Source organism: Variovorax sp. V35, from assembly GCF_041154465.1.
Classification (GTDB): domain Bacteria; phylum Pseudomonadota; class Gammaproteobacteria; order Burkholderiales; family Burkholderiaceae_C; genus Variovorax; species Variovorax boronicumulans.
This window is the reverse complement of sequence record NZ_AP028666.1, coordinates 1,156,976-1,178,510: the sequence shown is the minus strand read 5'-3', so window position 1 is coordinate 1,178,510 and position 21,535 is coordinate 1,156,976. Positions and strand designations below refer to the sequence as shown.

Genomic DNA, 21,535 nt, shown 5'->3' with positions numbered 1-21,535 from the left:
AGAAGAAAAGAGAAAGAAAGCGACCGCTGCGCTTACTGCGCAGGGGTCTGCGCCTGCGGCGGTGGCTCCATCGCGGCGCCCGCCGTGGCGGCAGGTTGCAACTGCTGCTGCGGCGGCATCACCACTGCCGGCATCGTGGCCGGCAACGGGCCGGCAGGCACAGCCGGCGACACCGACGGCAGACCAGCAGGCGGCGTCGGAAGCCCCATGCTCAGCGGCGCACGCACCGGCAGCTGCAGCGTGAACGCCGCGGGCCCGTCGCGCTGGGCACCGAGCGTCGCCGCGCGCACGCCCACCGACTGCAGCACATAGCTCTCGCCGACCTTCGAGCCGACGCGGAACGGCCGCGGCGGCTTGCCGTCGATCGAGATCAGCGCCGCGCCCTGGTTCGACGGGTCCGCCACCACGCCCGACAGCGCGAAGCGGCTCGCGGCCTCCGGCGCCACGGGCGCGTTCGACGTCACCGTGACCACGCCCAGCAACCGGGCCACCGCCTCGGCATCGGCCGCGACCGGTGCGCGCGGCATCGTGGCCGCCGCAGCCACGGCGTCGGCCGGCGAGGCCAGCCGCAGCGCCCAGAACACCGCGGCGCCCGCGGCCAACGCCCAAAGCCCCGTCGTTGCAAGTGGGGCATGCCAGCGGGCTGCGGAGTAAGGACTTGTCATGGCCGCGGATTATCATGCACCGCGCTTACCGCCTCATGTCCCCGCAAGCTATGAACAAACTCCTTCGTTCCGTCTACCGCACCGCACAACGCGGCTTCACGCTGATCGAACTCATGGTGGTGCTTGTCATCATCGGCGTGCTCGCTGCGCTGATCGTGCCGAACGTGATCGAGCGCGCCGACGACGCCCGCGTCACCGCCGCCCGCACCGACATCAACAACCTGATGCAGGCGCTCAAGCTCTACCGCCTCGACAACCAGCGCTACCCGACCGCCGAGCAGGGCCTGCAGTCGCTGCTGACCCGCCCCACCGCGGGCCCGGCCGCGCCCAACTGGAAGCCCTACGTCGAGAAGCTGCCCAACGACCCCTGGGGCCATCCGTACCAGTACATGAACCCCGGCATCAAGGGCGAAATCGACGTGCTCTCCTTCGGCGCCGACGGACAGAGCGGCGGCGAGGGCAAGAATGCCGACATCGGCAGCTGGCAGTAAGCGCATCGCCCCCGGCCGCGTGGTGCTGCCACCGCCTCGCGCAGCGCGTGGCTTCACGCTGCTGGAGCTGATCGTGGTGATCGCGATCATCGCCATCGCGACCGCCAGCGTGAGCTTCGCGATGCGCGACACCAACGCCGCCGCGCTCGACCGCGAGGCCGACCGCCTCGCCGCCCTGCTCGAATCGGCCCGTGCCCAGTCGCGCGCCAGCGGCGTCATGGTGCGCTGGCGCCTTGTCGAAGGCGGCGGCTTCGTCTTCGACGGCCTGCCGGCCGACGCGCTGCCCACCGGCTGGACCCACGCAGGCATCACGGCCCAGCCCATGCTGGGCGGCGACACCCCGGTGGCGGCGCTGCAGCTCGGGCCCGACCCCATCATTCCGGCGCAGCAGGTCATGCTGCACAGCGACGGCCCGCCCGCGCGCGTGCTGCGCGTCGCCACCGACGGGCTGCGGCCCTTCACCGTGTTCGCCGTGCCATGAGACAACGGCTGCGGCGCGCCGGCTCCAGCCACGGCTTCACGCTGGTCGAGGTGCTGATCGCGCTGGGCATCGTCGCGCTCGCGCTGGCGGCCGGCTCGCAGGCCACGATGTCGCTCACGCGCAATGCGCAGCGCCAGTCCGACCTCGTGCTGGCCGGCCTGTGCGCCGAAAACGAACTCGCCAAGGCGCGCCTGTCGCGGCAGATGCCGGCCGTCGGCGACTCGGGCTCCATCTGCCTGCAGGCCGGTCTCACCTTCCTGGTGACGACCACGACGGTGCCCACGCTCAACCCGAATTTCCGGCGCGTCGACGTGCAGGTGCGCGACGAAGGCAGCGCACCGCTGCTGCGCGTGTCGACCGTGGTGGGGCGCGTCTGATGACGAAGCCTTCGCGCGCACGCGGCTTCACGTTGATCGAGCTGCTGGTCGCCATCGCGGTGATGGCGCTGCTCGCGCTCGTGAGCTGGCGCGGCCTGGACAGCATGTCGCGCGCCACCACGCAGAACCAGCTGCGCGCCGACGCGGTGCTCACGCTGCAGGCCACGCTCGCGCAGTGGAGCGCCGACCTCGACGCCATCACCCTGCTCGCGCAGACCCGCCCGATCGACTGGGACGGCCGCGTGCTGCGCATGACGCGTCGCGGCAGCGACACCAGCACGCCGACCGTGCAGGTCGTTGCTTGGACGCTGCGCCCCGGCGCCGACGGCACGCGCTGGCGGCGCTGGCAGTCGGCGCCTTTCGCCACGCGCGGCGAATGGGTGCAGGCCTGGAACCTCGCGGCGGCGTGGGCGCAGGATGGCGCCGCGCCCACCGGCGGCGCCACCGATGTGGCGCTGATGCCGGTCAACAGCTGGCAGCTCGCGTACTTCCGCAACAACGCCTGGGTGCCGGCGGAACCGCTGCCCGTGGCGGCGGCGAACCCGTCCAACCCGGCCGGCGCGCTCATCGCCATGCCCGACGGCGTGCGGCTGGTGCTGACCCTGCCGCCCGGCGACGGGCTCTCGGGCACGCTCACCCGCGACTGGGTGCGGCCGACGCTCGGGGGGCCGCGCTCATGACCGCGCCGCAACGCCATCGCGTGGCAAGCACGCGCCGCCAGCGCGGCGCCGCGCTGCTCGCCGCCATGCTGACCGTGATGCTGGTCGCCACCTTTTCCGCCGCCGCGCTCTGGCAGCAATGGCGCTCGGCCGAGGTCGAGGGCGCCGAGCGCGCGCGCGTGCAGGCAGCCTGGGTGCTGATCGGCGCGCTCGACTGGTCGCGCCTGATCCTCGGCGAAGACGGCCGCGCCGGCGGCCCCGACCACCTCGGCGAGCCGTGGGCCGTGCCGCTCGAAGAGGCTCGCCTCACCAGCTTCCTGTCGGCCGAGAAGAACGTGGCGAGCGACAACCTCGAAGGCCTGCCCGACGCCTTCCTGTCGGGCCGCATCGTCGACGCGCAGTCCAAGCTCAACGTGCTGTCGCTGGTGGACGCCGGCAAGCCGGTGCCGGCCAGCGTCGCGACCTTCACGCGCCTCTTCAACCTGCTGGGCCTGCCGGCGGGCGAGCTGACCCAGATGACCGCGCGGCTCGCGAGCGCGCTGCACACCGGCAGCACCGACGCCGCCTCAGGCGGTAGCGGCGGTGGCGGCAGCAGCGATGCCAGCGCCGACACCGGCGCCGCCCCGCTGATGCCGCAGGAAGTCGCGCAACTGGTCTGGCTCGGCCTCTCGCCCGCCACCGCCGCCGCGCTCGAACCCTACGTGACGATCCTGCCGGAGCGCACCACGCTCAACCTCAACACGGCCAGCGCCGAGGCCATCAGCGCGAGCGTCGAATCGCTGGGCATCGCCAGCGCGCGCCAGCTGGTGGAGCGGCGCACCCGCTCCTTCTTCAAGAACATCGAGGAAGCCAATGCCGGCCTGCCCAGCGGCGGCTCGCGCTTCAATGCGGCCCAGCACGGTGTGGGCACCCAGTATTTCGAGGTGTACGGCCGGCTGCGGCTGGACCGCACCTGGGTCGAGGAACACTCGCTGCTCTTCCGCAAGGGCCTGGCCGTGACCACCGTCTGGCGCACCCGTGGCGCGGGCGCCACCCTGCCCCCGGCAAAACCCTGAGGCCGGTTTGCTTTTCTCTGATCAAAACACCGTCAAACGCACGTAGTCTCTGCAAGATATGCTATTCAAACAATAGCAACAACTTGTAAGCCACCCTCCTACAATCACCGGCTTTTCCGACACCCCCCGACATGACCCCGCTGCTGCTCCTTGCCCCCCTCCCTCCGGCCGATGCCGCGGGCGAGTACGACTGGGCCCAGGCCGGTGAGGACGGCATCGCCCTGCGCGACCAGGGCCGCGCGCTGCTGACGCTGCTGCCGTCGGGCCCCGAGGTCACGCTCGGCATCCCGTCCTCAGCGCTCTCGTGGCACCGCGTCACGCTGCCCAAAGGCAGCATGGGCAGCACCTCGAAGCTGCGCGCCGTGCTCGACGGCCTGCTCGAAGAACACCTGCTCGATGACCCGGAAGCCCTGCACTTCGCGCTCGCGCCCGACGCCAAGGCCGGCGAGCCGGTGTGGGTCGCGGCCTGCAACCGCATCTGGCTGCGCAGCGTCGTGCAAGGGCTCGAAGCCGCCGGTCGGCGCGTCGTGCGCATCGTTCCCGAATTCACGCCGCAGCCGGCCGACGCGCCGCCGCTGCTGCAGGTCACGGGCGAGCCCGAGGCGCCGCAGCTCACGGTCTGCGACGGCGACGGCGTGGTCTCGCTGCCGCTGGCCGGCGCGGGCCTGGCCCTGTCGAACGGCCTGCCGCTGGACACCGCCGTCATCACCACCGAACCCGCCGTGGCCGAAGCCGCCGAGCACCTGCTGCAGCGCCGCGTGCCGATCGTGCAGGCGCCGCAGCGCTGGCTGCACGCCACGCGCACGCCCTGGGAGCTCGCGCAGTTCGACCTCGCCGTGACGGGCCGCGCGCGCGCCGGCAAGAAGTTCGCCTCGGTGCTTCAAACCCTGCGCTTCGCGCCCGAATGGCGCGCCGCGCGCTGGGGCGTCGTGGTGCTGCTGCTGACCCAGCTCATCGGCCTGAACGCCTGGGCCTGGAAGGAGCGCAACGCGCTCGAGTCCAAGCGCCAGGCCACGCGCGCCATCCTGACGCAGACCTTTCCCTCGGTGAAGATCGTGGTCGACGCGCCGCTGCAGATGGGCCGCGAGGTGGCCGCGCTGCAGCAGGCCGTGGGCGACGTGGCACCGAGCGATTTCGAACCCATGGTCGGCGCCATCGCCACCGCCCTGCCGCCCGGGCGCTCGCCGAGCGCCATCGACTTCAGCGCCGGCCAGTTGCGCCTGCGTGGCCTCGGGCTGCAGCCGCAGGAGGTCACGCAGATCACCGCCGCGCTGTCGCCGCGCGGCTACCAGGTGCGCACCGAAGGCGACCTGCTGCTGGTGCAGGCCGAGGCCAACCGATGAACTTCAGCGAACAACTCAAGGCCCGCTGGGCCGTCCTCGGGATGCGCGAGCGCCGCCTCGTCATCGGCGCCGTCGTGCTGGTGGCACTGGCCTTGCTCTGGTGGATCGCGCTCGCCCCCGCGCTGCGCACGCTGGCCGCGGCCCCGGCCGAACACGCACGGCTCGACGCCCAGCTCCAGCAGATGGCCACCTTGCAGAACCGCGCGAAGGCGCTGCAGTCGCAACCGCGCCTGGCACGCGACGACGCCCTGCGCGCGCTCGAAAGCTCGGTGCGCGACGGCCTGGGCGTCACGAACGCCCAGCTCATGACGGCCGGTGGCGACGGCGCCGCCACCGTCACGCTGCGCGGCGCGCCCGCCCAGAACCTGGCGCAATGGCTCGCACAGGCGCGCGGCAATGCCCACGCCGTGCCGCGCGAAGTGCACCTGACGCGCGCGCCCGTCGCACCGCCGCCGCCAGGCGCCAAGCCCGCGCCCGCCACGCCCGACCAACCTCCGCAACCCCGCTGGGACGGCACGCTCGTGATGGCGCTGCCCGCCCCGCGCTGAAGCAGCCCCACGCACCGCACGGCATGGCGAGACGTCCCCCGGTCCCCGACCTCCAGCCGCGCCGCGGCAGCTGGCGCTGGGCCGTGCTCGGCGCCGCCACCGGCATGCTGGTGGCGGTCGTGCTGTTCGCGCCAGCGCGCTGGCTGGCCTCGGCGCTCTCGGGCTGGACGCAAGGCCGCCTGCTGCTGGTCAACCCGCGCGGCACGGTCTGGAACGGCACCGCCGCCGTCGTGTTCGCCAGCGGCGCCGGCGGCACGCAGGCCGTCTCGCTGCCGGGCCTGTTGAACTGGCGCATGTGGCCGAACTGGCGCGGTCTCTCGGCACGCCTCGACCTCTCCTGCTGCGCGGCGCAACCGCTCGGCCTGCAGGCCAGCCCGCGCGCCAACGGCCTGCAGCTCGTCTGGCAGGACGCCCGCTCGCGCTGGCCCGCCACGCTGCTCACCGGCCTGGGCGCGCCCTGGAACACGCTCAAGCTCGAAGGCGCGCTCGACCTCAACACCCGCGCCTTCGCCATGCAGTGGGACGGCCCCGCCTTGCGCATCGAGGGCCAGGCCACGCTCGACGCCACCGATGTGTCGTCCGCCCTGTCGACCTTGCGGCCGATGGGCAGCTACCGCCTGTCGCTCGAAGGCGGCACGCGCCCCACGCTGCTGCTGAGCACGCGCGAAGGCAGCCTCGAACTGAACGGCAGCGGCGACTGGAGCGGCACCGCGTTGCGCTTCAACGGCGAAGCCAGCGCGGCACCGGGCCGCGAAGACGCACTTTCCAATTTGTTGAACATCATCGGGCGGCGCGACGGTGCGCGCTCGATCATCACCCTGGGTTGATCCGACCATGAAGAAGCCTCTGTCCTCGTCCGGCGCCCGCCCCGGCCTCGTCGCGCTCGCGGTACGCCTGCTGATCGCGGCGTCGTTCGTGCCGGTCTTGCCGGCCGCCTACGCACAGACCGGCGACGCCCCGCGGCGCGGCGAACCGATCACGCTGAACTTTGCCGCCGCCGACATCGAAGCCGTGGCCCGCACCATGGCCGTGGTCACGGGGCGCGACGTGGTGGTCGACCCGCGCGTCAAGGGCACCATGAACCTAGTCACCGACCGCCCGCTGGCGCCGGCCGCCGCCTTCAACCAGTTTGCCGCCGCGCTGCGCCTGCAGGGCTTCGCGGTGGTGGAAGCCGACGGCCTGTACAAGGTGGTGCCCGAGGCCGACGCCAAGCTGCAGACCAGCACCGTCAACACCTCCATCGGCGGCGCCAGCGCGGCCGCGGGCAACCAGATCGTCACGCAGATCTTTCGCCTGAACTACGAGTCGGCCAACAGCCTGCTGCCGGTGCTGCGCCCGCTGATTCCGCCGAACAACACCATCAACGTGAACCCGGGCAACAACTCGCTCGTGATCACCGACTACGCCGACAACATGCGCCGGCTGGCGCGCATCATCGCGTCGCTCGACGTGCCCAACGCGTCCGACATCGAAGTCATCCAGCTCAAGCATTCGGTGGCCACCGACATGGTGCCGCTGGTCACGCGGCTGGTCGAAGGCGGCGGTGCGGGTGCGCCGGGCGCGGCCGCACCGGGCGGTGCCGACGCCTCGTTCCGCACCACGCTGATGGCCGACCCGCGCAGCAACTCGCTGATCCTGCGCGCCGCCAACCCCGCGCGCGCGCAACTCGTGCGCACGCTGGTCGAGAAGCTCGACCGTGCGCCAGCCGAAAGCAGCAACGGCGCGGCCGGCAACATCTACGTGGTCTACCTGAAGAACGCCGACGCGGTGCGCCTGGCGGCCACGCTGCGCGCCGCGATGGCCGCGAGCCAGCAGCAGTCGCAGGTGCCGGGCGCGCCCGGCGCCGCGGGCAGCGCCGGTTCGTCGGTGCCGCCGGCCAGCATGCCGATGACGCAAGCCAGCTTCGGCGGCAACAACACCCAGGGCGGCGGTTCGGCCGCCGCCAACGCGCCGCTGAACAACGCCAACCAGCCGTCCACCGGCGGCCAGATCCAGGCCGACCCGAGCACCAACTCGCTGATCATCACCGCGCCCGAGCCGCAGTACCGCCAGATGCGCGCCGTGATCGACAAGCTCGACGGCCGCCGCGCGCAGGTGATGATCGAGGCGCTCATCGTCGAAGTCAGCGCCAAGAAGGCCGCCAACTTCGGCGTGCAGTGGCAAAGCGCGCTGGGCAACAACGCCGTCATCGGCACCAACTCCAGCCTGGCCAGCGCCAACATCCTGGCGCTCACGCAGGCCCTGGCCACGCGCGACGTGGCCGGCATCCGCCCGTCCACCGGCCTGAACCTGGGCATCGCCGGCAAGATCGGCGGCCAGTACATCCTGGGCGCCATTGCCAACTTCTTCAACAGCGACGGCGACGCCAACGTGCTGTCCACGCCCAACCTGCTGACGCTGGACAACGAAGAAGCCAAGATCGTCATCGGCCAGAACGTGCCCTTCGTGACCGGCCAGTACGCCAGCACCTCGGGCTCGGTCGGCATCAACCCGTTCACCACGGTGGAGCGCAAGGACGTGGGCCTCACGCTGCGCGTGCGCCCGACCATCAACGAGAACGGCACCGTGAAGATGACCATCTTCCAGGAGACCTCCACGGTCGACCAGAACACGGCCAAGGACCCCAATGGCCCGACCACCAACAAGCGCTCCATCGAGTCGAGTGTGCTGGTGGAAGACGGCGGCCTCGTGATGCTCGGCGGCCTGCTGTCGGACAACTACGGCAACACCGTCGAGAAGGTGCCCGTGGCCGGCGACATCCCCGTGCTCGGCAACCTGTTCAAGAACGAGGTGCGCACGCGCGACAAGAGCAACCTCATGATGTTCCTGCGCCCCGCCGTGATGCGCGACGGCGCCTCCACCGAAGCCTTCGCCTACGACCGCTACGACGAGATCCGCGGCATGCAGCAGCGCACGCAGCCCAACACCGACAACATCATGCTGCGCGGTGTCGACTCGGCGCCCGTGCTGCCCGAGGCGCCGCTGGTGCGCATCAACCGCCTCAACAGCAGCGACAGCGGCAAGAAGACCAGCGAGACCCGCATGGAAGGCACGCAGCTGATCCCGCCGCCGCGCCCCGCCACCGACAACCGCCGGCTCGCGCCCAGCCCGCTGCGTGGCGCGCTGCCGCCCACCGCCGACCCGACCAGCTCGCGCGAGCTGCCCTGAGCCCCGTCCCGCACACGCCAGCCCCCCATGCGCTATCCCCTGCCCTACGCGTTCGCACGCAGCCAGCAACTGCTGCTCGAAGCCACGGACGACGGCCGCCACACGCTGTGGATGTCTTCCCACCCGGCACGCAGCGCGGTCGGTGAAGTGACCCGCAAGTACGGCGTGCAGGCCTTCGAGGTGCTCGACGACGGCCCGCTCGCGCAGCGCATCAGCGCCGCCTACGCCCAGGGCGAATCGAGCGCCGCCGCGGTGGTCAGCGAAGTGCAGAACGACGCCGACCTCTCGCGCATGATGCAGGAGCTGCCGGCCGTCGAAGACCTGCTGGCCAGCGCCGGCGACGCGCCCATCATCCGCATGCTGAACGCGCTGCTCACGCAGGCCGCGCGCGACGGCGCCAGCGACATCCACATCGAGCCCTACGAGCGCACGTCGTCGGTGCGCTTTCGCATCGACGGCACGCTGCGCGAGGTGGTGCAGCCCAACCGCGCGCTGCACGCCGCGCTGATCTCGCGCCTGAAGATCATGGCCGACCTCGACATCTCCGAGAAGCGGCTGCCGCAGGACGGGCGCATCAGCCTGCGCATCGGCACGCGCGCGGTCGACGTGCGGGTGTCGACGCTGCCCAGCGCGCACGGCGAACGCGCCGTGCTGCGCCTTTTGGACAAGAGCGAATCGAAGCTCACGCTCGAATCGGTCGGCATGCAGGGCGACTCGCTGGCGCGCTTCGAAAAGCTCATTGCGCAGCCGCACGGCATCATCCTCGTGACCGGCCCCACGGGCTCGGGCAAGACCACCACGCTGTACGCCGCGCTGGCCCGCCTCGATGCGAGCCGCAGCAATATCATGACGGTGGAAGACCCGATCGAGTACGAGCTGCCGGGCGTGGGCCAGACGCAGATCAACGCCAAGATCGAACTCACCTTCGCCAAGGCCCTGCGCGCCATCCTGCGGCAGGACCCCGACGTGATCATGATCGGCGAAATCCGCGACTTCGAAACCGCGCAGATCGCCATCCAGGCCTCGCTCACCGGCCACCTCGTGCTGGCCACGCTGCACACCAACGATTCGGTGAGCGCCGTCACGCGCCTGACCGACATGGGCGTGGAGCCCTTCCTCCTGAGCTCGTCGCTGCTCGGCGTGCTGGCCCAGCGGCTCGTGCGCAAGGTCTGCACCGCCTGCGGCGGCGCGGGCTGCGAGGCCTGCGGCCAGACCGGCTACCAGGGCCGCACCGGCATCTTCGAGCTGCTGGTGGCCGACGACGAGGTGCAGGCACTCATCCACGGCAAGGCCGCCGAGAGCGCACTGTTCGAAGCCGGCGCGCGCGGCGGCCTGCGCTCCATGCGCGAAGACGGTGAACGGCTGGTGCAGGCCGGCATCACCTCGCGCGCCGAACTCTTGCGCGTCACCCGCGAGTAGCGACCCGCGATGCCCGCCTATTCCTTCGAAGCCATCGATGCCAGCGGCCAGTCGCGCGAAGGCGTGCTCGAGGCCGACACCGCACGCGCCGCACGCGGCCTGCTGCGGGCGCAGGCGCTCATTCCGCTGTCGGTCAAGCCGGTCGGCGGCGGCGATGCGGCCGGCGGTGGCGGCAGCGCAAGCAGCACGCTCACGCGCTGGCTCGGCGGTGGCAAGCGGGTCTTCAACTCGACGAACCTCGCCGTGTGGACGCGCCAGCTCGCCGGCCTCATCTCGGCCGGCCTGCCGCTGGAACGCGCACTCACGGCCCTCACCGACGAAGCCGAATCGGAACCGCAGCGCAACCTCGTCGCCTCGCTGCGCGCCGAGGTCAACGCGGGCTCGCCCTTTGCGCGCGCGCTGTCGGCGCACCCGCGCGAGTTCTCGCCCATCTACACCGCCGTGATCGGCGCCGGCGAGCAAAGCGGCAACCTCGGGCTCGTGCTCGAGCGCCTGGCCGACGACCTCGAAGAGCGCCAGGTGCTGCAGCAGAAGCTGATCGGCGCGGCGCTGTACCCGGCCATCGTCACGCTGGTCGCGATCGTCATCGTGATCTTCCTCGTGAGCTACGTGGTGCCGCAGGTGGCGCAGGTGTTCGCGGGCACCAAGCGCTCGCTGCCCTTCCTCACGACCGTGATGCTGTCGCTGAGCGCGGCCGTGCGCAACTACGGCTGGTGGATGCTGGGCGCCGTGGTGATCGCGGCCATCGGTGCGCGCATCGCGCTGGCGCAGGAGGCCTTCCGCCTCAAGTTCGATGCCGCCTGGCTCAAGCTGCCGTTGGTCGGCAAGCTCGCGCGCGGCTACAACGCGGCGCGCTTCGCCAGCACGCTCGCCATGCTGGCCACGGCCGGCGTGCCGATCCTGCGCGCGCTGCAGGCCGCCTCCGAAACGCTGGGCAACCGCGCCATGCGCGCCGACGCGCTCGACGCGCTGGTGCTGGTGCGCGAAGGCGCGCCGCTGGCCTCGGCGCTGGCGCAGAAAAAACGCTTCCCGGGGCTGGTGTCGATGTTCGCGCGCCTGGGCGAACAGACCGGCACGCTGCCCGTGATGCTGCAACGCGCCGCCAACCAACTCGGCGCCGAAGTGCAGCGCCGCGCCATGCATCTGGCCACCATCCTGGAGCCGCTGCTCATCGTCGCCATGGGCGGCGTGGTGATGCTCATCGTGCTGGCCGTCATGCTGCCTATCATCCAGCTCAATCAGTTCGTCAAGTGACGACGGACGGGGAGCCCCTCACATGCCCGTAACGCTCGAAGACAAACTCGTGGTCGCGATCTCCTCGCGGGCCCTCTTCAACCTCGAAGAAGAAAACAAGATCTTCGAGGCCGGCGACAACGAGGGCTACATGAAGCTGCAGCTCGACCGCATCGACGAACCGGCCGCCCCCGGCATCGCGTCGTCGCTGATCCGCAAGCTGCTGCGCTTCAACGAAGACGGCGTGCAGCGCGTCGAGGTGGTCATTCTTTCGCGCAACGACCCGGTGTCGGGCATGCGCATCTTCAAGTCGAGCGCAGCGGCCGACATCAAGCTGCAGCGCGGCGTGTTCACCCAGGGCCGCCCGCCCTTCGGCTATTTGCGCCCGCTGCGCGCGCACCTGTTCCTGTCGGTCAACGCGCAAGACGTGCGCGAGGCACTCGCCGCTGGCTTTCCCGCCGCGCGCGTGCTGGTCGAATCGGTGAAAGCCAGCGACGCGTGGCCGAACGAAGTGCGCATCGCCTTCGACGGCGACGCCGTTCTCTTCAGCGACGAGGCCGAGCGCGTGTTCCAGGCCGAGGGCCTCGATGCCTTCCAGGCGCACGAACTCAGCAAGGCCGACCTGCCCCTGCCCGAAGGCCCGTTCAAGCCGCTGCTGATGGCCTTGCACCGCCTGCAGATGGCGGGCAATGCGCAGATGCGCATCCGCACCGCACTGGTCACGGCGCGCAGCGCGCCGGCACACGAGCGCGCGATCCGCACGCTCATGAAGTGGAACATCCGCGTCGACGAAGCGATGTTCCTCGGCGGCCTGCCCAAGGGCGAGTTCCTGCGCGAGTTCGAGCCCGACTTCTTCTTCGACGACCAGACCGGTCACGTCGACGCAGCCTCGCGGCATGTGCCTGCGGGGCATGTATCGAGTGGCATCAGCAACGAGCCCTGACGCTGTTCAGGGCGCGATCACGCCGACGGGGCACCTTGCTCCGCGAATGTCCTCCGCCCTTCGGGCTCCCCCTTTATTTCGCTGCGCAAGGCACCCCATCGACGTAATCGATGGGCCGTGCGGTCGTTGGCCAGCCGCACACCAGCAACGTGCCCTCGTGCGCAGGGCACTGGGTACTCCCCGCAGCGAAATTAAGGGGGAGGCCGCAGGCCGGAGGACATTCGCGGAGGGGAGTACCCGGTGTCCTGTGCACACGCCACAGTCCTTCTCTAGCAACCTCAAAGACCAGCGCGTTGTCACACGCGTTTCGTCCCACTGTCATCGCTCGTTCACTGCCGAGTAACGGGTTCTCCCTAGTCTTGTCGCCTGTCCGGTGCGCACATCGGGCCAGCCGCTTTTCGCGCTCGCGCCCTGATCACCCCCGATCTCCACGACATCACAAAGAGAGGATCACCCCATGCTTGTTCAAGCCTCGCTCCCCACGCGGCTGCTGGCCGCCTTCATCCTGGCTTGCACGCTGTCAGCCTGCGGCGGCAGCGACAACGGCGGCGGCTTCGCCGGCTTTCCGCCCGTTACCACGCCGCCCCCGCAGCCCCAACCCGAAACCGGCGTGAAGCCCGAGATGCGCTGCGCACCGTGACACGCGAACACATGACATCCCACGACAAGACCATGAATTCACGCCGCAAATTCCTCACGGGCACCGCCACCACTGGCGCTGCCGCCCTCGCGCTCTCGGCCTTCCCGCCGAGCATCCGCCGCGCCCTCGCCATTCCTGCGAACAACAAGACCGGCACCATCAAGGACGTCGAGCACATCGTCATCCTGATGCAGGAGAACCGCTCGTTCGACCACTACTTCGGTACGCTGATGGGCGTGCGTGGCTTCGGCGATCGCTTCACGATTCCGCTGTCCAAGGGACGCAACGTCTGGCAGCAGCAGGACGCGACGGGCAAGCTTGTTCTGCCCTACCACCTCGACCAGAAAAAGGGCAATGCGCAACGTGCAGGCCAGACGCCGCATCGATGGGAAGACGCCCAACCCGCCTGGGACAACGGAAGAATGAGCCAGTGGCCGACGTTCAAGACATCGCTGGCGATGGGCTATCTCTCGAATGCCGAGCTCTCGTATCAGTTCTCGTTGGCCAATGCATTCACTGTGTGCGACGGCTACCACTGCAGCATGCACACAGGCACCAACTCAAACCGGTTGTTCCACTGGACGGGCACCAACGGCCCCTCGGGCCAGACGGCCACGGGCGTCGCCGGTGTCGCATCCGTAGACAACACCTGGGACGGCCTCGGCTCCTCTGCAGATGCGCTGGATTGGAAGACCTTCCCCGAGCGCCTGCAGGAGAAAAAAGTCTCCTGGTTCGTCTACCAGAACCTGCCCGACAACTTCACGGACAACCCGCTCGCCGGCTTCAAGAACTATCGCAAGGCCAACGAGAAGAACATGGTCGACGAGAACACGGCGACGCCAGGCCCTTACAAGCCCGTCTACGATGATGAAAAGAGCCCGTTCTACAACCCGCTCTACAAGGGCATCTCCAACACGATGCCCGACGGCGGCTTTCTGGAGACCTTCAAGCAGCACATCCTGAGCAAGACATTGCCGAAGGTGTCGTGGATCGTCGCACCTGCCCAGTATTCAGAGCATCCGGGCCCGTCCAGCCCCGCAGAGGGTGCCTGGTACACGCAGGAGGTGCTGGATGCACTCACCGCCTCTCCCGAGGTGTGGAGCAAGACGGTGCTCATCGTCAACTTCGATGAGAACGACGGCAACTTCGACCACGTGCCTTCGCCCTCGGCCCCGTCGTTGATCAGCCCCGCCACCCCCGGCAGCAGCCTTCTCGCAGGCAAAACCACGCTGTCCGATGCAGACATGGGCTACGAGTACTTCACGCACAAGTCGGTTTCGAACGCGATGTACCCCGCGAACGGGGACGGTCTGGTCTATGGTCCGGGCCCGCGTGTGCCGATGTACGTGATCTCGCCATGGAGCCGCGGTGGCTGGGTCAACTCGCAGGTGTTCGACCACACCTCGGTCATCCGCTTCATCGAGGAATGCTTCGACGTGAAGGAGCCCAACATCTCGCCCTTCCGTCGCGCGGTGTGCGGCGACCTCACGAGCGCCTTCAACTTCGCGACGCCCAACACGGAAGTGCTGCCCACGCTGGCGGGGCGCACGACGAAGGACGACACAAAAAATCTGCGCCTGGCCCAGGAGGCCTTGGGCGCGGTCCCGCTGCCGATCGACCCGCAAATGCCGCGCCAGGCCACCGGCACGCGGCCCTCGCGCGCCCTGCCCTACGAGTTGCACACGAGTGCGCGCGCCGATGTCACCAGCGGCAAGGTCCAGCTGCTGTTCTCCAACACCGGCAAGGCCGCGGCCGTCTTCCATGTCTACGACAAGCTCCACCTGGATGCCCGCCTGCCGCGCCGCTACGTGGTGGAAGCCGGCAAGCAGCTCGACGACGCATGGACGGCGGCCACTGACGACGCCGGCCAATACGACCTCTGGGTGCTCGGCCCCAACGGCTACCACCGCCACTTCAAGGGCGACCTCAACCGCCTGCGCGCCGGCGGCGTGGCCGCGCCCGAGGTGCGTGTCTGCTACGACATCGCCAACGGCAACGTCTACCTGCAGATGCGCAACGACGGCAAGGCCGCGTGCAAGTTCACGGTGCGTGCCAAGGCCTACCGCGACGACGGCCCGTGGAACGCGACGGTGAACGGCGGGGCCCAGGCCGAGCAGCACTGGGAGCTGGCCGCCAGCGGCCAGTGGTACGACTTCGCCGTCACCTGCGACAGCGACCCGGCCTTCTATCGCCGCTTCGCCGGCCGCGTGGAAACCGGCAAGCACACGGTCAGCGATCCGGCGATGGGCTTGCCCGACCTCTGAAGACGTAGGCATGATCCCCCCGCGCCCGCCAGCGGCGCGGGGGAATTCATGCACGCCAAGGTCATCCGGTACTTCGTCGAAGTGGTTCGCGCGGGCTCGATCCGCAAGGCGGCCGAGCAGTTGCACGTGGTGCCCACGGCCGTCAACCGCCAGATCCTCAACCTCGAGGAAGAGCTGGGCGCGCCGCTGTTCGAGCGCATCCACAACACGCTCAAGCTCACGCCCGTGGGCGAGATCGTGCTGGCGCATGCGCGCGGCACGCTGCGCGAGTTCGACCTCGTGCGCCAGCGCATCGAGGACGTGCGCGGCCTGCGCCAGGGCGAGGTCACGCTGGCCACCACGGCCGGCCTGGCCGACGCCTTCCTGCCGGCCGTGGTGCAGCGCTTTCGCGCCGCGCACCCGGGCATCCAGCTCAAGCTGCTGGGCCTGCCCATCGCGGCCGTGCTGCGCAGCGTGGCCGAAGGCGACGCCGACCTGGCACTGGCCTACGACGTGCCCGGCACGGCCGGCTTTCGCACGCTGTTCAGCAGCGAGTGGCCGATCGGCGCGGTGGTGCCGCCGGGCCATCCGCTCACGGCGCATGCGACCGCGCTGCTGGCGGAGTGCGTGGGCTATCCGCTGATCCTGCCCGCGCCTTCGCTGTCGATCCGCCCGATCCTCGATGCCGCCTTCGAGCGCTCGGCCATCCGCGTGTCGCCCGTGGTCGAGACCACCTCCACGGCGCTGATGCGCCGGCTGGTGCGCGACGGCGGCGGCATCACGCTGCTCAATCGCCTGGACGTGGACGAGGAGCGCAACGACGGCAGCCTCGTCTTCGTGCCGCTGCGCGACACCACGCTGCGCGCGCAGACGCTCACGCTCGAGACCCGCGCCGCGCAGGCGCCGAGCGCGGCGGCCGAGCTGTTCGCGAACCATGTCGTGGCCTGCCTGGACGACCTGCTGGCGCCCTGAAATTCGCCCCTGAATGACCGTCCACTTTTTGTGCACAGGGCGCGTCATTTATTGACTTTGCATGGGCAAAGACATCGCTCCTAGACTGCCGCGCCGGTTCATCGGCAGGAAAGGTTCCCATGTTCTCGAACGATAAAAAGACCCCCGCAGGAGACGGCGAAGGGGTCGACCAGAAGCTTCCGCTCGCCCGCTGCGGCGCATTGAGCCTGCAGCACGTGCTCGTGATGTACGCCGGCACGGTGGCCGTGCCGCTCATCGTGGGCGGCGCGCTCGGCCTCTCGAAGGCCGACATCGCGTTCCTCATCAACGCCGACCTGTTCGCCGCCGGCATCGCCACGCTGGTGCAGGCCATCGGCTTCTGGCGCTTCGGCATTCGCATGCCGGTGATGATGGGCGTGACCTTCGCGGCCGTCGGGCCGATGATCGCCATCGGCATGGACCCCTCGCTCGGCCTGCCCGCGATCTACGGCGCGACCATCGTGGCGGGCGTGTTCGGCATGCTCGTCGCGCCGCTCATGGGGCGCGTGCTGGGCGTGTTTCCGCCGCTCGTCACGGGCACGGTCATCACGCTGATCGGCGTGTCGCTCATGGGCGTGGCCATCAACTGGGCCGCCGGCGGCCAGCCCACCGCGACCCGCATGGTCGACGGCGTGGCGCACGCGGTGGCCAACCCGGCCTACGGCGAGCCGGTGAACCTGGCGATTGCAGCAGCCGTGCTGGCGGTGATCATCGCGATCACGCGCTTCGGCAAGGGCCTCATCGCCAACATCGCGGTGCTGCTGGGCATCGTGTTCGGCGTGGGCCTGTCGCTGGCGCTCGGGCGCATGCACTTCGACGGGCTCGAGGAAGCCAGCTGGATGGCCGTGACCACGCCCTTCCACTTCGGCCTGCCGCGTTTCGAGCTCACGGCCATCGCCTCGATGTGCATCGTGATGCTCATCACGCTGGTGGAATCGACCGGCATGTTCCTCGCGCTGGGCGAGATCACCGGCCGCAAGGTGACGACCGACGCGCTCACGCGCGGGCTGCGCGCCGACGGGCTGGGCACGGTCATCGGCGGCGTGTTCAACACCTTTCCGTACACCTCGTTCTCGCAGAACGTGGGGCTGGTCACGGTGACGGGCGTGCGCTCGCGCTACGTGGCGGCGGGCGGTGGCCTGATGCTGATCGCGCTGGCGCTCTTTCCGAAGATCGCGCACATCGTGGCCTCGGTGCCGCAGTTCGTGCTCGGCGGCGCGGGCATCGTGATGTTCGGCATGGTGGCGGCCACGGGCGTGCGCATCCTGGGCGCGATCGACTATGCGCACAACCGCCACGCGCTGTACGTGATCGCGATCTCCATCGGGCTCGGATTGATCCCCACGCTGTCGCCCAATTTCTTCCAGCACTTCCCCGCCTGGACCCATCCGCTGACGCACAGCGGCATCGTGCTGGGCACGCTGGCCGCGGTGCTGCTCAATCTTTTCTACAACGGCGTGCTGTCGAAGGAACGTTCCTTCGCGATGGCGGCGCGCACTTCGCACGGTACCGAATGACCTTCCAGAACCCCTCGTCCTCTTCGCCGCAGCGTCCGCCGCTGCTGATCGTCCGGCACGCCGACGTGCTCGTCACCATGGACGCGGCCCGGCGCGAGATCGCCGACGGCGCCGTGGTGATGAACGGCCCCGCCGTCGCCTGGGTGGGCGCCACGGCCGAGCTGCCAGCGGCGTACCTCGACGCGCTGCGCAGCGGCCAGGCCGAGGCCATCGACATGCACGGCCATGTCGTGATGCCCGGGCTGGTGAACACGCACCACCACATGTACCAGAGCCTCACGCGTGCCGTGCCCGAGGCACAGGACGCCGAGCTCTTCGGCTGGCTCACGAACCTGTACCTGCTGTGGGCGCGGCTCACGCCCGAGATGATCCGCGTGTCGACGCAGACCGCCATGGCCGAGCTCATGCGCTCGGGCTGCACCACCACCAGCGACCACCTCTACCTGTTCCCGAACGGGTCGCGGCTCGACGACTCGATCGAGGCGGCCGACGCCATGGGCATGCGCTTTCACGCGGCGCGCGGCAGCATGAGCGTGGGCCGCAGCGCCGGCGGCCTGCCGCCCGACGAGGTGGTGGAGACCGAGGCCGCGATCCTGCGCGACAGCGAGCGCCTCATCGACCGCTGGCACAACCCCGCGCGCCATTCGATGCGCCGCATCGTGCTGGCGCCCTGCTCGCCGTTCTCGGTGTCGCGCGACCTGATGCGACTGTCGGCCGAACTGGCGCGCGCACGCGGCGTGTCGCTGCACACGCACCTGGCCGAAAACGACAACGACGTCGCCTACTCGCGCGAGAAGTTCGGCATGACGCCGGCCGAGTACGCCGAAGACCTGGGCTGGGTCGGCCACGACGTGTGGCACGCGCACTGCGTGAAGCTCGACGACGCCGGCATCGCGCTCTTCGGGCGCACCGGCACCGGCGTGGCGCACTGCCCGTGCTCGAACATGCGGCTGGCCTCGGGCATCGCGCCCATCGGGGCCATGCGGCGCGCGGGCGTGCCCGTGGGCCTGGGCGTGGACGGCAGCGCGTCGAACGACGGCGCGCACATGCTGGGCGAAACGCGCCAGGCCATGCTGCTGCAGCGCGTGGGCTACGGCCCCGCCGCCATGACCGCGCGCGAGGCGCTGGAGATCGCCACGCTCGGCGGCGCCCGCGTGCTCGGGCGCGACGACATCGGTGCGCTGGCACCGGGCATGTCGGCCGACCTCGTGGCCTTCGACATGCGCGGCGTGGACCACGCGGGCGCCTGGCACGACCCGGTCGCGGCGCTGGTGTTCTGCACACCGGTGGCGGCGGCGCTGAGCGTGATCGACGGCGTGGTCCGCATCCGCGACGGGCGCTTCACGGGCTTCGAGCTGGCGCCGCTGCTGGCCACGCACCGCGACCTGGCGCGCACGCTGTACGACAGCGCGCGGCATCCACACACCGCCTGAAAAAGCGGTGCGCCGTGCGCGTCAGCGACGCATGGTGTCCAGCTGCGTGACCGGCGCGGCGTTGTTGCCCCACGACCCGCGGATGTAGGTGAGCACCTCGGCCACCTCGGTGGCGTCGAGCGCGTGCCCGAACGGCGGCATGCCGTAGGGGCGCGGGTTGCCGGCCGTCGCGGGCAGGAAGCCGCCGTGCGCAACCACCTGGATCAGGTTGGTGGGCCGCGCCATCGTCACCGCGCGGTTGCCCGCGAGCGGCGGGTAGGCGCCGGCCGCGCCCTGGCCCTGGTCGCCGTGGCAGTAGGCGCAGCGCTGGTCGTAGATCTTCGCGCCGCGCACCATCGCGCCGGCGTCGCGCCGCAGCGGGGCGACAGGTGCCTTCGTTGCTTCGGGCGCGTCTTGCTTCACGGCCTCGGGCAGGTCCTTCAGGTAGATCGCCATCGCGCCCAGGTCGGCGTCGCTCAGGTACTGCGTGCTGCGGAACACGACGTCGGCCATCGGGCCCATCACCGAGCCGCGCGGGGAGGTGCCCGACTTGAGCAGCGCCACGACATCGGCCGCGGGCCAGTCGGCCACGCCCGCTTCGTGCGGATCGGCCAGCGAGGGTGCGTACCAGTTCTCCACCGCGATCAGGCCGCCCGAGAGCCCCAGCTTGGTTTCGGTCGCGCCCAGCGAGTTGCGGCTGCCGTGGCAGGCGATGCAATGGCCCAGCCCGCCCACGAGGTAGGCGCCGCGGTTCCATTCGGCCGGCTTGTTCGCGTTCGCCACGAAGGGCTGCGGCTTGAACGAGAGCGCGCGCCACACCGCGAGCGCGGCCTGCGTGTCGTACGGGAAGCGCAGGCGGTGCGCCTTGTTTTCCGTGGTGGCGGGCGCCACGCTGCGCAGGTAGGCGTAGAGGGCGTCGGAGTCTTCGCGCGTGACCTGCGTGAAGTTCGGGTACGGGAAGGCCGGGTACAGCAGGCGCCCGTCCTTGCTGCGGCCGTTGTGCATGGCGCGCCAGAAATGCGCGCTGCTCCAGCCGCCGATGCCGTGCGTCGCATCGGGTGTGAGGTTGGTCGCGTAGATGGTGCCGAACGGCGTTTCGAGCGGCACGCCGCCCGCATAGGGCTGGCCGCCGCGCGTGGTGTGGCAGCCGGCGCAGTTGCCCGCCAGCGCGAGGTAGCGCCCGCGCTCGACGAGCTGCGGCGTGGCTTCGAAGGCTTCGGCGCGTTCGGGCAGCGGGTCTTCGCCGCGCAGGTTCAGCGCCAGCACGACGCCGGCCAACACGGCCGCCAGGGTGACCAGGCCCAGCAGGGCCCAGCCGAAATGTCTTAGTCGCGCGGTCATCGGGTTCTCAGGGTTTCGCCGCGGTGGGCATGCCGCCGCAGGTGACGGGCAGCGGCGCGGGCAGCGAGGCCGCCGGGCGGGTGTCGGCCGGCATCGGCTGCACGGCCAGCCAGCTGGCCACGGCGTTGATGTCGGCGGTGGTCATGCGCTGGCCGATCTGCGCCATGCAGTCGGGCGCGGGCGCATGGCGCTCCTTGGTGAGCCAGGCGCCCAGCTGCGACGACACATACAGCCGCGGCAGGCCCAGCAGGCCCGGAATGGCCGGCTGCACGCCCGTGAGCGCCGCGCCATGGCACTGCACGCAGGCCGGGATCTGGCGCGCGGCATCGCCTTCGAGCGCCAGCTGGCGGCCACGGCGCAACTGCTCGGGCGAAGCGTCGCTCTGCGGCGAGATCGCCGCGTACGGCAGCGACAGGTTGGCGAAGTACTCGGCCATCTCGCGCAGGTAGTCGTCCGACAGGTGCTGGACCATGTAGGTCATGTCGCTGTTGAAGCGGCGCCCGTCGCGAAAACTCACGAGCTGGTTGAACAGGTAGCCCGCCGGCTTGCCGGCCAGGCGCGGGAAGAAACCGGCGTTGGTGGTGGCGCCCTCGCGCCCGTGGCAGGCGATGCAGGCGGCCACGCGCTGCTCGATGGTGTCGGGCACGGTGGTAGTGGCTGCGCGCGTCATCGCAGGCGCGAACGGCAACAGCAGCGCCAGGGCCAGCGCTGCCCGGTGGAGCACGGCCTTCATCACGTGCCTGCCGCGAAATGCGCCAGGGCCAGCAGGCCCGCGATCAGCAGCAAGGCCATGCACAGCCCCACGCCGATCAGCGGCAGGATGCCCAGCTGGGCGGTCCGCTTGTCGGCGTCGGCCCGGCGGCCGCCCAGCCCGATGAAGCTCCAGAGTACGGCGCGCACCGCGCGCATCAGATTGAACATGGGTCCACTGTCGCGCAAACGGGTCAAAAAAAACAGATGCAGATCCAGCTCGATTCACCATATCAGATTAGAGTCCCCGCGAATGACAA

At 70.2% G+C, this 21,535-nt stretch carries 21 protein-coding genes; 17 read left to right on the top strand and 4 right to left on the bottom strand.

The window, feature by feature from the left end; translation table 11 throughout:
• Positions 1–32 precede the first annotated feature (32 nt).
• Entirely contained in the window at positions 33–665 is a 633-nt protein-coding gene (locus ACAM42_RS05365; RefSeq protein ID WP_159278465.1) for a type II secretion system protein N, read from the bottom strand.
• A 50-nt stretch (positions 666–715) separates the two neighbouring features.
• Here ACAM42_RS05365 and gspG point away from each other — a divergent pair, with 50 nt between their 5' ends.
• From gspG to ACAM42_RS05280, 17 genes are all read left to right on the top strand, one after another.
• Positions 716–1,156 carry a type II secretion system major pseudopilin GspG gene (gene gspG, locus ACAM42_RS05360; protein ID WP_369631332.1) on the top strand — a complete coding sequence of 147 codons (441 nt, stop codon included), beginning with the start codon at positions 716–718 and terminating at the stop codon, positions 1,154–1,156.
• Positions 1,131–1,637 carry a prepilin-type N-terminal cleavage/methylation domain-containing protein gene (locus ACAM42_RS05355; protein WP_070060010.1) on the top strand — a complete coding sequence of 169 codons (507 nt, stop codon included), beginning with the start codon at positions 1,131–1,133 and terminating at the stop codon, positions 1,635–1,637. The genes gspG and ACAM42_RS05355 overlap by 26 nt, the downstream gene beginning before the upstream one ends.
• Positions 1,634–2,014, top strand: coding sequence for a type II secretion system minor pseudopilin GspI (gspI, locus tag ACAM42_RS05350; protein ID WP_307638382.1), 381 nt, complete (start codon positions 1,634–1,636; stop codon positions 2,012–2,014). Before ACAM42_RS05355 ends, gspI begins: the two co-directional genes overlap by 4 nt.
• Positions 2,014–2,694: a type II secretion system protein J gene (locus tag ACAM42_RS05345; protein ID WP_062472621.1), complete on the top strand. Its 681-nt coding sequence runs from the start codon at positions 2,014–2,016 to the stop codon at positions 2,692–2,694. Before gspI ends, ACAM42_RS05345 begins: the two co-directional genes overlap by 1 nt.
• Positions 2,691–3,728 (top strand): type II secretion system minor pseudopilin GspK, encoded by a 1,038-nt coding sequence (gene gspK / locus ACAM42_RS05340; protein ID WP_369631331.1) that lies wholly within the window; start codon positions 2,691–2,693, stop codon positions 3,726–3,728. Before ACAM42_RS05345 ends, gspK begins: the two co-directional genes overlap by 4 nt.
• A gap of 131 nt (positions 3,729–3,859) precedes the next feature.
• Positions 3,860–5,071: a type II secretion system protein GspL gene (gene gspL, locus ACAM42_RS05335; RefSeq protein ID WP_159278469.1), complete on the top strand. Its 1,212-nt coding sequence runs from the start codon at positions 3,860–3,862 to the stop codon at positions 5,069–5,071.
• On the top strand, positions 5,068–5,619 hold the full coding sequence (gene gspM / locus ACAM42_RS05330) for a type II secretion system protein GspM (RefSeq protein WP_369631330.1): 552 nt from the start codon (positions 5,068–5,070) through the stop codon (positions 5,617–5,619). Before gspL ends, gspM begins: the two co-directional genes overlap by 4 nt.
• A gap of 23 nt (positions 5,620–5,642) precedes the next feature.
• A complete protein-coding gene (gene gspN / locus ACAM42_RS05325) occupies positions 5,643–6,446 on the top strand; it encodes a type II secretion system protein N (protein WP_369631329.1) in 804 nt (267 codons plus the stop codon).
• A 7-nt stretch (positions 6,447–6,453) separates the two neighbouring features.
• A complete protein-coding gene (gene gspD, locus ACAM42_RS05320; RefSeq protein ID WP_369631328.1) occupies positions 6,454–8,787 on the top strand; it encodes a type II secretion system secretin GspD in 2,334 nt (777 codons plus the stop codon).
• Positions 8,788–8,814: 27 nt separating this feature from the next.
• Complete coding sequence (locus ACAM42_RS05315; protein WP_062472610.1) at positions 8,815–10,206, top strand: GspE/PulE family protein; 1,392 nt, start codon at positions 8,815–8,817, stop codon at positions 10,204–10,206.
• A 9-nt stretch (positions 10,207–10,215) separates the two neighbouring features.
• The gene (gene gspF / locus ACAM42_RS05310; RefSeq protein WP_369631327.1) at positions 10,216–11,460 is read left to right on the top strand and encodes a type II secretion system inner membrane protein GspF; all 1,245 of its coding nucleotides are present in this window, start codon (positions 10,216–10,218) and stop codon (positions 11,458–11,460) included.
• Between the two features lie 22 nt (positions 11,461–11,482).
• Positions 11,483–12,382: a 5'-nucleotidase gene (locus ACAM42_RS05305; protein ID WP_070060017.1), complete on the top strand. Its 900-nt coding sequence runs from the start codon at positions 11,483–11,485 to the stop codon at positions 12,380–12,382.
• A gap of 457 nt (positions 12,383–12,839) precedes the next feature.
• Positions 12,840–13,022 (top strand): hypothetical protein, encoded by a 183-nt coding sequence (locus ACAM42_RS05300; RefSeq protein ID WP_070060018.1) that lies wholly within the window; start codon positions 12,840–12,842, stop codon positions 13,020–13,022.
• Between the two features lie 32 nt (positions 13,023–13,054).
• Positions 13,055–15,286: a phosphocholine-specific phospholipase C gene (locus ACAM42_RS05295; RefSeq protein ID WP_369631326.1), complete on the top strand. Its 2,232-nt coding sequence runs from the start codon at positions 13,055–13,057 to the stop codon at positions 15,284–15,286.
• 48 nt (positions 15,287–15,334) lie between these two features.
• On the top strand, positions 15,335–16,237 hold the full coding sequence (locus ACAM42_RS05290) for a LysR substrate-binding domain-containing protein (protein WP_095948271.1): 903 nt from the start codon (positions 15,335–15,337) through the stop codon (positions 16,235–16,237).
• A 119-nt stretch (positions 16,238–16,356) separates the two neighbouring features.
• Positions 16,357–17,772 carry a nucleobase:cation symporter-2 family protein gene (locus ACAM42_RS05285; protein ID WP_369631325.1) on the top strand — a complete coding sequence of 472 codons (1,416 nt, stop codon included), beginning with the start codon at positions 16,357–16,359 and terminating at the stop codon, positions 17,770–17,772.
• A complete protein-coding gene (locus ACAM42_RS05280) occupies positions 17,769–19,205 on the top strand; it encodes an 8-oxoguanine deaminase (protein ID WP_369631324.1) in 1,437 nt (478 codons plus the stop codon). The genes ACAM42_RS05285 and ACAM42_RS05280 overlap by 4 nt, the downstream gene beginning before the upstream one ends.
• 21 nt (positions 19,206–19,226) lie before the next feature.
• Here the strand turns inward: ACAM42_RS05280 and ACAM42_RS05275 are convergent, their stop codons facing one another.
• From ACAM42_RS05275 to ACAM42_RS05265, 3 genes are read right to left on the bottom strand one after another with little or no spacing between them, the layout of a single operon-like run.
• Positions 19,227–20,525 carry a cytochrome c gene (locus ACAM42_RS05275; protein WP_369631323.1) on the bottom strand — a complete coding sequence of 433 codons (1,299 nt, stop codon included), beginning with the start codon at positions 20,523–20,525 and terminating at the stop codon, positions 19,227–19,229.
• 7 nt (positions 20,526–20,532) lie between these two features.
• On the bottom strand, positions 20,533–21,258 hold the full coding sequence (locus ACAM42_RS05270) for a cytochrome c (RefSeq protein ID WP_369631322.1): 726 nt from the start codon (positions 21,256–21,258) through the stop codon (positions 20,533–20,535).
• Positions 21,258–21,446 carry a DUF2970 domain-containing protein gene (locus tag ACAM42_RS05265; RefSeq protein WP_056573062.1) on the bottom strand — a complete coding sequence of 63 codons (189 nt, stop codon included), beginning with the start codon at positions 21,444–21,446 and terminating at the stop codon, positions 21,258–21,260. The genes ACAM42_RS05270 and ACAM42_RS05265 overlap by 1 nt, the downstream gene beginning before the upstream one ends.
• Positions 21,447–21,535: the final 89 nt, after the last annotated feature.